Origin of the sequence: Paenibacillus sp. 2TAB26 (genome assembly GCF_052115145.1) — a bacterium.
GTDB lineage: Bacteria > Bacillota > Bacilli > Paenibacillales > Paenibacillaceae > Pristimantibacillus.
Map to the genome: position 1 here is coordinate 39,795 of NZ_JBFRGC010000021.1, position 13,353 is coordinate 53,147.

The 13,353-nt window shown below is 42.5% G+C and carries 9 protein-coding genes; 3 read left to right on the plus strand and 6 right to left on the minus strand.

The window, feature by feature from the left end:
• Positions 1-280: 280 nt before the first annotated feature.
• The 5 genes from fdhA to AB4Z50_RS23045 form a co-directional block, all read right to left on the minus strand.
• Positions 281-1,495 (minus strand): formaldehyde dehydrogenase, glutathione-independent, encoded by a 1,215-nt coding sequence (gene fdhA / locus AB4Z50_RS23025; protein ID WP_339204842.1) that lies wholly within the window; start codon positions 1,493-1,495, stop codon positions 281-283.
• Positions 1,496-1,586: 91 nt separating this feature from the next.
• Positions 1,587-2,519, minus strand: coding sequence for a hypothetical protein (locus AB4Z50_RS23030; RefSeq protein ID WP_441882604.1), 933 nt, complete (start codon positions 2,517-2,519; stop codon positions 1,587-1,589).
• A 371-nt stretch (positions 2,520-2,890) separates the two neighbouring features.
• Positions 2,891-3,916, minus strand: coding sequence for an S-layer homology domain-containing protein (locus AB4Z50_RS23035; RefSeq protein WP_441882606.1), 1,026 nt, complete (start codon positions 3,914-3,916; stop codon positions 2,891-2,893).
• Positions 3,917-4,149: 233 nt separating this feature from the next.
• Positions 4,150-5,424 carry a Gfo/Idh/MocA family protein gene (locus AB4Z50_RS23040; protein ID WP_441882608.1) on the minus strand — a complete coding sequence of 425 codons (1,275 nt, stop codon included), beginning with the start codon at positions 5,422-5,424 and terminating at the stop codon, positions 4,150-4,152.
• A 209-nt stretch (positions 5,425-5,633) separates the two neighbouring features.
• Positions 5,634-8,024, minus strand: coding sequence for an AraC family transcriptional regulator (locus AB4Z50_RS23045; RefSeq protein ID WP_441882610.1), 2,391 nt, complete (start codon positions 8,022-8,024; stop codon positions 5,634-5,636).
• Between the two features lie 237 nt (positions 8,025-8,261).
• Between AB4Z50_RS23045 and AB4Z50_RS23050 the strand changes: the two genes are divergently transcribed.
• The 3 genes from AB4Z50_RS23050 to AB4Z50_RS23060 are packed head-to-tail and all read left to right on the plus strand — an operon-like array spanning position 8,262 to position 11,782.
• Positions 8,262-9,215, plus strand: a complete 954-nt coding sequence (locus AB4Z50_RS23050) for an ABC transporter permease (protein WP_441882612.1) — start codon at positions 8,262-8,264, stop codon at positions 9,213-9,215.
• 52 nt (positions 9,216-9,267) lie between these two features.
• Positions 9,268-10,134, plus strand: a complete 867-nt coding sequence (locus AB4Z50_RS23055; RefSeq protein WP_256710832.1) for a carbohydrate ABC transporter permease — start codon at positions 9,268-9,270, stop codon at positions 10,132-10,134.
• Positions 10,135-10,183: 49 nt separating this feature from the next.
• Positions 10,184-11,782 (plus strand): ABC transporter substrate-binding protein, encoded by a 1,599-nt coding sequence (locus AB4Z50_RS23060; protein ID WP_441882615.1) that lies wholly within the window; start codon positions 10,184-10,186, stop codon positions 11,780-11,782.
• 64 nt (positions 11,783-11,846) lie between these two features.
• Here the strand turns inward: AB4Z50_RS23060 and AB4Z50_RS23065 are convergent, their stop codons facing one another.
• Positions 11,847-13,337, minus strand: coding sequence for an arylsulfatase (locus AB4Z50_RS23065; protein ID WP_441882617.1), 1,491 nt, complete (start codon positions 13,335-13,337; stop codon positions 11,847-11,849).
• Between the last annotated feature and the right edge of the window lie 16 nt (positions 13,338-13,353).

Below are 13,353 nucleotides of genomic sequence, written 5' to 3' on the forward strand. Positions count from 1 at the left end.
ATAACTGGAAGAAAAATATTGTTCTTCAGTGCTAAGCGATTCAGTACTGTACTGACAAGAGGAACACTACATTCAGGAGGAGAACTAGATGCCTCGCATTTATCCGATCACGTTCGCAGTGGACACAAAGGGAATAAGGGGGTAGAAAAAGGAAAAGAACTCCTTACACCCGTCCCCAAGCGGAGCGTGCAAGAAGTTCCTATCGAAATATTGGAGTTATAGCGTCTACTTGTTCTACCTAAGCTTCTTCGACATACTCCCAAACTGGATAAAAACTACATTATTTAACGACGCCATGGGGATCTATAACAAATTTCCGGGAAACGCCGCGATCAAAATCTTGATAAGCTTTTGGAGCGTCATTTAATGATATAAGCGTGGCATTCACGGCTTTAGCAATTTGTGCACGTCCGCTCATGATCGCCATCATTAATTCTCTGTTGTATTTCATAACTGGCGTTTGGCCTGTCACAAACGTGTGGGACTTCGCCCAACCGAGACCAAAACGAATTTTCAATGTTCCAATTTTCGAATCCTCATCCACAGCACCCGGATCTCCTGTTACATAAAGTCCCGGAATTCCTAAGCTGCCGCCTGCACGAGTAACTTCCATAATGGAGTTCAATACCGTTGCTGGCGCTTCGCCATGCCCCTCCCCATGCCCATGCGCTTCAAAACCAACACAATCTATCGCCGAATCTACTTCAGGAGATCCCAAAATTTGATCAATTTGTCCGGCCAAATCACCATTCTCGCGAAGATTAATCGTCTCACAACCAAAGCTTTTCGCTTGGGCAAGACGCTCTGCATTTAAATCACCGACGATAACAACCGCTGCCCCTAGCAATTGAGCAGAATGCGCTGCAGCAAGACCTACCGGACCTGCACCGGCAACATATACCGTTGAACCTGGGCGAACCCCAGCACTAACCGCACCATGGTAACCTGTTGGGAAAATATCGGAGAGCATCGTTAAATCCAGAATTTTTTCCATTGCTTTCTCTTTATCTGGGAACTTCAATAACTGAAAGTCTGCATAGGGAACCATGACATATTCCGATTGCCCGCCCACCCATCCGCCCATATCCACATAACCATAAGCAGAACCAGGACGGTCTGGATTTACATTTAAACATATATTTGTATTACGTTCTTTACAACTCCGACAACGTCCGCAGGCAATATTAAATGGAACAGAGACCAAGTCACCCTTTTTGATAAACTCGACATCACGACCTACTTCAATAACTTCACCTGTTATCTCATGGCCTAAGATAAGACCGGATGGAGCCGTTGTCCTTCCTCTAACCATGTGCTGATCGCTTCCGCAAATATTCGTTGTAATCACTTTCAGAATAACCCCATGCTCACATTTACGTCCTACATTCAATGGATTGACACCCGGCCCATCCTTCAATACCAAGTCTGGATAAGCGGTGTCTCGTACCTCAACACTTCCTGGTTTACTATAAACAACTGCTTTATTTCCAGACATGTTCTCATCTCCATTTACTAGATTATTTAATTACAGTTTAGATGCTTTATCAGCCTGTATGCCTAAATAATGAAGATCCTTTACCACGAAATTATGCAAGTGTAAGCTTAGTTATACGTCCATCGAAAATCCATTCCGCAACATAGACAGAACCTTTGGAATCAACACAAATACCATGTGGTGAACTAAATTTATTATCCCTGTAGTAAGACTTAGGCAAATTCGGCCAGCCTGCTTGTTTGTAAGCCTGCTGATCTTCACCTAAATGACAGATCAACCGATCATTTTTGTCGAAGATCGTAATCCGACTGTTTAAGTCTGGGAAAAAGAGATCGTCCCCGTGATAATAGAAGCTGCAGGGCTGATCCATATCATCGACGATGGCTCTTTTGAAATCGCCCTGTAGAGTGAAGACTTGAATCCGATGATTGCCACGATCAGCTACATAAACTTCTTCTATACCGCTGCGAATATCAATGGAAATACCATGCGGGCAGTTCAATTGTCCTAATTCTGTACCTTTCCCACCCCACGAACGGATATATTCTCCTGCGGCTGTATATTGATGAATCCAGCTTTGTCCATAACCATCGGATACATAAATATCACCATTTGCCGAAACGGCTACATCTGTAGGGACATATTTAAGCTCCTCGTTATAAATATCAGGACGATCAGGTGTTCCCAATGTCAATAAGTGCTTTCCGCTCAAATCCATTTTCACAACATTACCGCGAGCTGTGTCTGTGATATAAAGGTATTCGCTATTTTGCTCCTTATGAAGATAAAATCCGTGTGCGCCACCCTCGAACTCTTCGCCCCAAGCCGCTTGAAACTCCCCGTTCTGATCAAATTTGAAAATGGAGGGTTTTCCTGTATGAAAGACATAGACATTATCCTGTTGATCTACGACGATTCCATGTGTATAGCCAAACTCCAAGTGAGCAGGAAGCTGTGCCCAGCCTTGAACAAGATCATAGCTGCGTGCGGTATTTCCTAATTGCGGTGTTTTGTTTGTGATCATATTTAAATCCTCTTTTCCTTAGTTGAGTGATTAACTTTTTTGTTAGCAAACGCTATCATGAATTGGCTCATCATTTGATTTAAGATCAGCTTCTACCCGCCCGCGAATCAACAAATGATAGTGTTGTCTGATATGATAAACTCCCAAACTAAATTAGTCTTTGAACAAACGAGACTTAATTTTGCACTATGTGGACATTTTGATAAAAAAACGGAGATTTTGATCATTGGCTTCTTCGATAAAAAAGAAGGGAAGGCTTTTTTGCCTCCCCCTCTTCTTAGTTAACCCAGTATCAATCTAGCAACAACTTCAAGATCCGACCGCTTTGGCCCTGAATTAATCCTTCACCGTTTCACTATTAATTCGCCTTATTATTTATGTTCCAACATGCCTAAGATCATGACCACCGCTTCCGCTCTCGTGGCGTTCTCATTCGGTGCGAAGAGATTCTTCCCGCGCCCCTTAATGAGCTTCGCTTCATACGCTGCGGCCACAGAGGGTCTTGCCCACTCAGCTACCTTGTCTGCATCAGCAAAAGATAACTTCGCATTCGGATCGACCTTCAGCCCCAGTGCACGAACGATCATTACCGTCATTTCCGTGCGGGTAATATTACGTGTCGGACGGAAGGTGTTATCATCATAGCCCTTCAAAATTCCTGCTGTTATCGTTCGTGAAATGGAAGGTCTAGCCCAAGCGGGAATCTTATTAAGATCCGTGAAAGGCAGCTCTTTTTCTACGCCTTCCAGTTTCAATGCACGGCTCAACATGACTGCGAATTCACTTCGTGTTGTTTGTGCATTCGGTCGGAATGTACCATCTGTATACCCCGTAATGAATCCAAGCTTCACCGCTTCTTCGATAGACAATTTCGCCCAGTGACTAGAAATGTCAGTTAATCCGCTGCCAGAAGAACCGTCGCTTTTCACATCAACTTTCACACTGCCAAGGCTTGAAACAACCTTCGACTCTAACTCGGAATCCACGAGCTTCATACTTGAAAGTGTAATTTCGGCCGATCCCGCAGTAATTGCCTTAAAGGTTAGTGTAGCCAGAGTCACATTCCCCTTCTTGCCTGCTGTGTTTCCTATTTGTGTATGCGCTAACTGAATCGTATTCTCTTTCAAAATCGGACTTACTCCGAACCCTTCTTTTCCAAAGTCCGCGCTCACAAACTGCAGTCGTTTCGAATCGTAAGTTAGATTAATTTCGTAGGCGTACAAATCGATAACATTTGTTCCATTCACTTTGACTTGAAAGGTTTGGTTCGCCTTTGAACCGGTATCTTCGATGGATAGCGAAAATGCTTGATCATTCGCAGCAAACGTAGTTCTCGGAGGCAAGCAGGATATACACAGAAATAATGCCAAGCTGCATAAAAGTAATTTACGGATCATCATTGAACCATCCCTTCGGTAAACAAAGATAAGAGTGCGAGAGTAGCCTATTAATGTTTGACCACTCTCTCACCGTTTACTACTATCAGTATATGTTGATAATCCTACATAACTAAACTATAAAAATCGGAGAAAACAACAAAATCTATGCATTCGTAGCAACAAAAAACAAAGTACTTCATTGAAAGCTTGTTATTGTTGACTGCCTAATTATTCTTCGCATCAGGGTATAATCATTTATTATTCTTTAACTCATTGATATAATCTTCCATCAAAATAACTCGGCTTTCCAAACGTGATTTTTCAGCGGCGAAAGCAATCAGATGGCTCTTTACAGAGACACCTGCACCTGTAAGCCCTTCTTCCTTCCCATCACTTCGAACAAGACGTACAAAATCGCTCATTATACCTGTATCACCGCCGCCATGACCTGCCAAGTCCGTATCCAAAGTGATAGTCTCCGTCTCCCGAGTAACGAAGCTCGTCACTTCAATTACATTCTTCTCCATATCGCCTCTGATCTGACCATGAGTGCCCATTAGCTTCACCGAGCGTCCGCCTTCATAAGTAAATGCGCTCATTGTGAACGCAACCGTCACTTCATTTGCAAATTCCATGTTCACTACCTGATGATCGACCACATTGTTATCGCAATGATACACGCATCTTCCATATGGCCCATTTTTCAGTGCTCGAAGCACTCCCTCATCACTTGTATCGTTGCTAACAACCGTGCGAAGCACTTCACCCACCCAATCATCTCGTTCAATATACATTTTAGGTGCATAATAAGGGCAGCTGTCCTGTACCGGGCAACCGTCCAAACAGTACTTAGGCGCGCCTTCCGGCGCACTTTCTTTGCGGAAATGAGTTAATGAGCCGAAAGATGAAACCTTAGTACAATCTGCATCAACAAGCCATTGTAATATATCCATGTCATGGCAGCTTTTTGCCAGAATCATTGGACTCGAAACCTCTGAATCACTCCAGTTACCTCTTACAAAGCTATGTGCTTGGTGACGATGTTCTACATTTTCAGTATGTTGAATTGAAACGAGTTTGCCGATTTTTCCCTCCGTAATAATCTGCTTGATTGTTGAAAAAAAGTCCGTATACCTAAGTACATGACATATCGAAAATACCCGATTATATTTCTCAGCATATTCCCCCATGACAATACATTCTCTTGGATCGGGTGACATCGGCTTTTCCATTAGCACATGGTACCCTTTCTCCAATGCTTTCAGCGCAGGCTCATAGTGCATTTTATCCTGAGTACAGATGAGAATCGCATCGGCTAGCTTCGGCCCTGCAAGCAGATCCTCCCAGTTCGAGTAACAATTCTCATTCAGAACACCATGGTCTTTTTGGAATCGCTCTATTCGCTCAGGATCGATATCCGCAACGGCAACGAATTGAATGTCGTCTGGATGTTGCAAGGCATATGGAGCGTAAGCACCTCCCCCTCTTTGTCCAGCTCCAATTAATACAGCAGTAATTTTTTTCATTCCTGTGCTCCACTCCATCTCTATTGTTAGTTAATATCAGCTTAAATAGGTTCGTCCATTTTGAAAATAATAAAAAGTTTGTATTTCTTCGAAAAGTAATACAAATCGACTACTATTTAATATCATTTCTCTGAATTCAATCTGATAACTTTCAAGTTAATAAAAAAAAGCCCAATATCCGCAATGGAATCAGGCTCTTCAGAACGATACTAATATTGAAATGGCATATCATTTTCATGATCTATCTCTTGCCCAAGCTGCAGTCTGTAATCACTCAAAGACATGCCAAAATGCTTTTTAAATCGCGTGTAAAAATAATTATTTCTCTCTAGTCCCACCTTTTCAATAATGGATATTAAAGGAAGCTGCGTATTGCGCATATATTCGTCCAGTTTTTGCATTCGCGTGTCGAAAATATACTGCGCAATAGACTGCCCATGTGCAGTTTTGAATATATGGCCGACATAGTTAGATGATAACCGTAATTTTTCGGCGATAGAGCTCAGGCATAATTCTGTGTTGGAATATTCTTGCTCGACAATTGCGACAATACGTTGGATCAGATGATCATTACTATTGGAAGTGTTCCTGAGAACCTCCACTTTATTACACAGCTTCTGTAAAAATGAATCCATTACGCTGTCCATATCTGTACTCACTTCTGCATTTTGAATCCCGCGCAAAAACTTTTGTAGTGTTAAATCCTGACTATCCTTTACTGCAGGCATCTTGCTTAGCACACTGGAGTAAACACTGTAAATCAAATGAACAATGCAATACAAAATTTCGTCGTAAGTGTATTGATATAACTTTGGACTAATACTTTGATAGATTGCGGCAGCAGATTCATAATTGCCCTCGAGTACTTTCTCAACCAACTGCTCTTCTTTCTTGACGGGTATATGAAAATTATCTGTGTTGATTTCATCCATCATGTAAGGAGTAATAATACAACCATGTCCGTAGCGCATCTTCAACAGAATGGAGCCCTTCATATTATTGTACATGCTAGGTAAATGCTCAATCCCCTGAAACATCGTGCTGTACGCCATAGATAAAGAAATACGAAGATACTTAAGTGTATTACTGTGTACCTCGAGCAAGTAACGCTCTATTTTCTCCTGCAGCACTTTATATTGGGTTACTGTGGAACAATCCATAATCACTACGAATTTATCGGGCTCACTGCTGAAAATTTCGCACACACCATAGTCCGCTGCCAGTTCTGTTGCAATATTCACAATAGCATAGCGTAGTGCCCATCGTTCCTTCTGGCTATTCACAGATACAAATTGGCTGTAATTATCGATTTTAATGAGACACATGCACAACTGACTGGTGGCGATATAATCCAGTTTGATGTCATGTAGTTTCTCCTGCACTTGGTCTATAGAGTGTGTAGTACTATCACTTAATAGTGCATTAAGAAAGTCTTGTTTGACCGCATAGCCTGCTTCATGGATTATTTTATCAAGCTGTTGATTTCTCTCCTTCATAGACTCGAATACAGACAAAATAAATTGAAATTCTTCCATTCTCGAAATGACTACATCGTTTTTCTCAGAAGCTTCGCCGTTAATAATTTTCGTAATCGTTTGAATCGGATGATTCAGTCTGCGAGCCAAGTACAGACAAATTATTGCGCAAATGATAAATACAACAACTACGATACCCGCAGACACCATTGATGCTTGAATTACATCCTTAAACGTTTCTTTTACAGGAGTAAGGCCCATAATGTACCAATTGTTTGCGTTGCTTTTACTGCTGGATACCAAATAGCTGATACCCCCAATTTCTCGTATCTGATTATTGCTTCCAACAAGTTCATTTACTTGCTGGCTTAATCCGCCTACTTCACTCATATTATGCTCAAACTCCGGTGTGAGCGTCTTACTTAGAATAGAGCCGTTTGAATCAACGACTAAAAAAGAAGATTTCGTTTCAGGGTCATTGCCATTGATCGCTTGAATAGATTCCGTAAGCGCTTTCGTGCGAATGTTGACGACAATAGCATTTTTCAAGCCCGATAATGTCTCCCCCGGTTCAAATAAGATATAGGAACATGTATCGGCCGATTGCGTTGCTTCTTCTACAGATGTCACAATAGGCCGACCACGATACTCCGCTATAAAATTTTTATCGGTTAGCAGCGCTACAATCGCTTGATCTGAGAAGGTAGAGGCTGATTGGCGTTCACCGCTCCTTGAAGAATAAAACAAATCCGCCCCCGCATTGTAAAGATAAACGCTATCGATATCTTTTAGTGTCAGAAAGTGCTTGTCAATGACCTTGCTTGCTAAAATCGCCACGATCTCATCATTTTTCTTCATATTAATAAATTGGATGATATCTTTATCGCTGTACAGTGCATTTCCTAATTTTTTTGCAGTCTCATCTAGGTAGGTAATACTGTAATTGTAATGTTCAATCAGCTCATGATTGAAGCGGTTAATCATCGAGATACTCGTGCGTAAATAAGTAATGGTCAAGAAAACAGTAAGCAATACAGTGATGAGGATCGTAATAATCAGAAAGGAGAAGAATGATTTGCGAAAAAAGCTCGTACTGTTTTTTTCCAATATCCTCGGTAGCTTCATTGTGATCCCCCAGTTCATACGACTTCGATTTTCTATGTATTTACAATTATCATCATAATAGCATAAGTATCCATTTAGCATCACAACGATTAAAGCTCTTTGTAGATTTCATTATTTTTTAGAGATGCCATCTGTCGAAAAACTAAGAGAATGATGGTTTTGATTGTTGTGGATAAAAGTACCACTAAATACAATGAGGGAAGTAAAAGATTATTTGCAAGGAAGGGGGTGAACTCAATGAAACTAACTACAAGACCAATTCATAACAGAACATTGCGCAGCGTACGTAAACAGTTTCCTTTCTATTTAATGATGTCACCTGGTCTACTATTCATTGCAATCATGTGTTATATCCCAATGGGCGGTGTCATAGTCGCCTTCAAAGATTACAATGCACGCGATGGTATATTCGGAAGCGCATGGATGGATCCACTGTTCAAAAACTTCGAATTTTTCTTTAAATCCGAAACAGCGAGAATTGTTACGTTCAATACACTTTTCTACAATATCATAGAGATGGTTACCGTTACGCTCGGTGCACTAATATTGGCCATTCTATTGAGCGAAGTGAAAAATAAAAAGCTCTCAGCCACCTATAAAGGTGCTTTATTGCTGCCAGTTTTCCTTTCATGGATTGTAGTTCAGTATATTGTGTTCGGTATGCTTAGTGTAGACCGAGGTATTGTCAACAATGTTATCGAATCAAATGGTGGAGAAGCTATTTACTGGTACAGTGAGCCTTCACATTGGCACTATATTCTTCCCTTAGCCTATCTGTGGAAGAATATCGGTTACTATTCGGTATTGTATGTAGCAGCGATCGCGGGGATTAATACGGACTATTATGAAGCTGCTCAATTGGATGGCGCTTCGAAGTGGCAGCAAGTCAAATATGTTACACTGCCGCTGCTGAAACCAATAATTATCGTCCTTATGTTGTTATGGGTAGGTAAGTTGTTCAATGGCGGATTGGGCGACTGGAATGGATTCTATACCCTTTCCAATGATTCAGGAGCACTATATGGTGCAACAGATGTTATAGACACCCTTGTATTCCGCTCTCTGAAAAAGCTGAACGACTATGGCATGTCGTCTGCAATTGGTCTATATCAGGCAGTGATTGGTCTCGTTCTTGTCCTGATTTCTAACTATATTATTAAAAAAACAGACCCCGACAGCGCCTTATTTTAATCGATCAGCGTAGAGAAAGGGAGGGATTTTCATTTTAGCAAGAAACTTTCACATGTCAAAGATCGTGATTCATCTCATATTCATTGTATCAGCACTAGCCTGTATCATTCCGTTGCTATTAGTTGTATCGATATCGTTTACAGCTGAAAAGTCGCTTATGGTCGACGGATATAATTTTTGGCCCAAAGTGTTTGATATTTCAGCTTATCGATACGTATTTAGCGGAGCAGGCTCGATTGCCAATGCATACGCAGTAACGATCTTTGTAACCGTTGTTGGTACGCTGCTGCATTTACTTGTTACTTCGATGCTGTCCTATTCGTTGACGCGACCTGAAGTTACCTATCGAAATGCACTCACTTTATTCGTGTACCTTCCCGTGCTGTTCAATGGCGGACTTGTTCCATCCTACATTTTAATAACACGATATTTGCATCTTAAGAATACCATCTGGGTTCTCATTGTCGTCTTCCTTGTGTCAGCGATCAACGTGCTCATTATGAAAAACTTTTTCAAATCGATTCCTAGTTCCTTGTTCGAGTCTGCACGCATAGACGGCTCAGGTGAAATTCGTACTTTTTTCAGTATTGCACTTCCACTTTCAAAACCGTCACTGGCGACTATCGGTCTGTTCACAGCGATTTCCTACTGGAATGACTGGACGACCACTGCCTTGTATATCGAAAAGCCGAAGCTGTACACATTGCAATATTTACTGCAATCTTTAATGAACAATATCGGCTATTTGCAAGCCAATGAAGCAGCATCTAAATCTATGGAAGCCGCTATCGGCATGCTTCCTAGTGAAGGAGCACGGATGGCGACCTGTGTACTTGCCATCGGTCCGATTATATTACTGTATCCTTTTCTACAGAAGTATTTCGAGAAAGGCTTAACAATAGGTGCTGTAAAAGAGTAATTTTACAAGAATCTAGTTGAGAATAAAATTAGTTTTTAGGGGGATATCAATGAAAAGAATTTCTATGTTGTTGATCAGCGTAACTCTGCTTCTCACCATGATCCTGTCTGGCTGCTCAAAGGTTTCACCAAACGCTAACGGCGATTCTACGACTCCAGCACCTGATACTAAAAATGCTGAAAAAGAAAAGGAAAAAGAAAAAGAAGAACTCGTTACCCTTAACTTCTATATGTCGAACAGCCCTGTCAATGACTTTGACCGCATCATGAACAAAGCTAATAAAATTATTGCTGAAAAAATCAATGCCAAATTGAATTTAGTACTTGTAGACGGCAGTACTTATGCAGATAAAATGAATCTGATGATCAATTCGGGCGACGACTGGGATCTTGCTTTCACTGCATTCTGGGGTGGAATTAATTACTTTGGAAACGCTGCAAAGGGAGCGTATGCTGACTTAACTGACCTTCTTCCTGTACATGCGCCTGAAACGTTTTCCCGCATCCCTCAAGGTCTATGGGATGGTGTGAAAATAAATGATCGTATTTATGCAGTTGTCAATTATCAGCAATGGGGCGTTGCCAAGCGCAGTGGCTTTATCTTCCGCGAAGATGTTCTTAAAGAAACGGGGTTTGACTGGAAAGCTGTTAAAGGCAAGCCAACCATAGAAGCTCTCGAAATGGTAGGACCATTCCTTGGCGAAGCGTTAGCTAAGCATCCTGATATGATCGGATTTGAAACTAGCGCTAATCATAGTTTTTTTGCCAATGAGCCGCTTTACTGGGATATGGAGCCTGTAGGTGATTTGCTAACTCCTGGCTGGGTCAATCTCAATGCGCCAGACAAAGTTATCAACCAGTTTGAAACTCCTGAGTTCGCTAAATACGCTGAAATTATGCGTGACTGGTTCAATAAAGGCTATGTGCGCAAAGATGGTGCAACGGTAAAAGATACAACTCCTGATCGTAAAGCTGGCAAAATTGTTTTTGCGATGCACTATGGCTGGCCTGACAGCATCGATCTTCCAGGTCAAGAGCAAGCTATGTCCATGACAGAATACAAAGATTTCCCTGCTCTATCCGTATCTACTACTCGTACATTGATTTCAGCTGGAGCTGCCTCCAATGCAGCTATTGCTATCAATTCAGGTTCAAAAAACGTTGAAAAGGCTTTGCAATTAATTGAGTTGCTAAACACTGATGATGATCTATACAAACTCATTACATTAGGAGAAAAAGACGTTGACTACACCTACAACGAAAAAGGTGACTTCACTCAAATTGAAGGCAAATATAATTTCAACTGGAATGAATGGCAAATCGGTCAATCCTTCAGCCCAACATTCAACCGTGCCGATCATGCCGAAAATGCGGCTGGCGAAATGAAGAGAAAAGCTCAGTCAATCGTTTTTGAAAATGATCAAACAGCAGATGTTTCGCCATTATCAGGCTTTGTATTTGACCCAACTCCTGTAAAAACGCAAGTTGCCAACGTAGCTTCCGTTATGACTGAGATGATCCCAGCTATCAGCTCTGGTTCGATTGACCCGACTACAGCCGTGCCTAAATTCCTCGAGCGTTTGAAAACTGCTGGCGTAGATGACATCATCAAAGAAAAACAAGCTCAATATGACACTTGGAAAAAATAAAAATCTATCACTCAGTAATGAAATCCGGTGTATCGCTTACACCGGATTTCTATTTTGCAAACCACTATCTGCCTGCGACAGGATGGGATGCCGCTGCCGTCCTGAGATGCTGAAGGCAGCTTTGTGGCGTCATCCCCACGATGAGGCTGACTCCGTCCGTATAACCCTCTTCTCGTCCGGTAAGTTCTAGAATCAATCGGTCTTTCCAACAGTTCAACAACTCTGCGCGCTCCGCAGACTTTACAAGGTTGCACAGCTCTTGCGGGTCAACCTGAAGATCAAACAATTGCTCCTCGCCCGTCTGGGAATACCAAAAATATTTGACCTTGCCATCGGTTAAGTAGTGATAGGAAAGCTCACCGTAGGCATGCTCACCGTGGATGTAAGTCCTCCATTCGGATGTGCCGGCATGCGTCCCCAAAGGAATGATGCTGCTTCCGTCTACCGTGGTTGGGATCGGGACATCTGACGCCTCCAATAAGGTTGGCATAATATCACGCAACTCGACGATTCGATCCACTTGTTTGCCTCGGACGAGGCCTAACTTGCCTGTAGGGTCATTCAAAATGAGCGGCACTTTGGCGCTTCCTTCGTAAGCTAATATTTTCTTATAGAGAAGATGGTCCCCCATCAGGTCCCCGTGATCCGACGTGAAGAGGATGATCGTATCGTTGCTTACACCGAATTCATATAGGGCGTTCATCAATCGGCCGATCTGGTTGTCGATATGAGTAATTAAAGCATAGTAGGCCGCCAACGATTTTTGGCGCATACGCTTATTCACGATTCCTCTGCCAGTCGTCGGATTCAGCCCGTCACGGTCGGGATCATCGAGGCGCGCCCAATCGCCAATCGGAGGTTCCGGCAAATCGATTCCATCATACAGATCAAGAAACGCTTGCGGAGGATCCAAAGGCGCATGTGGCCTTACGAATGAAGTCCAAAGAAAGAACGGCTTGCTCGGATCCCTCCGCCGCAAGAAATCAATAGACTGAGTAACCGCCCAGTTGGTCGGATGTAACGCTTCTTCCAAATGCCAAGGTCTCGCGACAGTCGAAGCGTTACAATCAAGACCGTGATCCATAATATCCTGTTGTGATCCGGCTCTCTCTTTCAACCAGCTGATATAATCGTCCGTTTGATCCCACCACTCATTCGCCGTCGATCGGGAGCGATCACGGTTATAATGCATATAGCCGTCATGCAGTACGATGTTGTGAAATCCGCACAGATTGCGCGTGGGATACACATGCATCTTGCCTACGCATTGTGTATGGTACCCGGCCTTCGCAAACTCTCCAGGCATCGTATGCTCATAGCTCCAGGGCACTTTGTCCTCATACCCAACTCTTCCATGGTTTTGCTGGCTCATTCCTGTTAAAATGGCGGCTCTTGCCGGAACGCAGGATGGAGTTGCTGTGTAAGCGCTTGTATACGCAACGCCGGTTCTCGCCAAGTTGTCCAAATTTGGTGTTTCGATAACGGGATGGCCCAAGAAATGAAGACAATCCGCCCTCATCTGATCAACGGTGATTAAAAGTACGTTTGGTCTCATGCGACGCCTCCTTCTC

Bases quoted from the DNA above. Each gene is read 5' to 3' on its own strand.
- fdhA (WP_339204842.1), bottom strand. From the start codon at position 1,495: ATGTCTGGAAATAAAGCAGTTGTTTATAGTAAACCAGGAAGTGTTGAG.
- AB4Z50_RS23030 (WP_441882604.1), bottom strand. From the start codon at position 2,519: ATGATCACAAACAAAACACCGCAATTAGGAAATACCGCACGCAGCTAT.
- AB4Z50_RS23035 (WP_441882606.1), bottom strand. From the start codon at position 3,916: ATGATCCGTAAATTACTTTTATGCAGCTTGGCATTATTTCTGTGTATA.
- AB4Z50_RS23040 (WP_441882608.1), bottom strand. From the start codon at position 5,424: ATGAAAAAAATTACTGCTGTATTAATTGGAGCTGGACAAAGAGGGGGA.
- AB4Z50_RS23045 (WP_441882610.1), bottom strand. From the start codon at position 8,024: ATGAAGCTACCGAGGATATTGGAAAAAAACAGTACGAGCTTTTTTCGC.
- AB4Z50_RS23050 (WP_441882612.1), top strand. From the start codon at position 8,262: ATGAAACTAACTACAAGACCAATTCATAACAGAACATTGCGCAGCGTA.
- AB4Z50_RS23055 (WP_256710832.1), top strand. From the start codon at position 9,268: ATGTCAAAGATCGTGATTCATCTCATATTCATTGTATCAGCACTAGCC.
- AB4Z50_RS23060 (WP_441882615.1), top strand. From the start codon at position 10,184: ATGAAAAGAATTTCTATGTTGTTGATCAGCGTAACTCTGCTTCTCACC.
- AB4Z50_RS23065 (WP_441882617.1), bottom strand. From the start codon at position 13,337: ATGAGACCAAACGTACTTTTAATCACCGTTGATCAGATGAGGGCGGAT.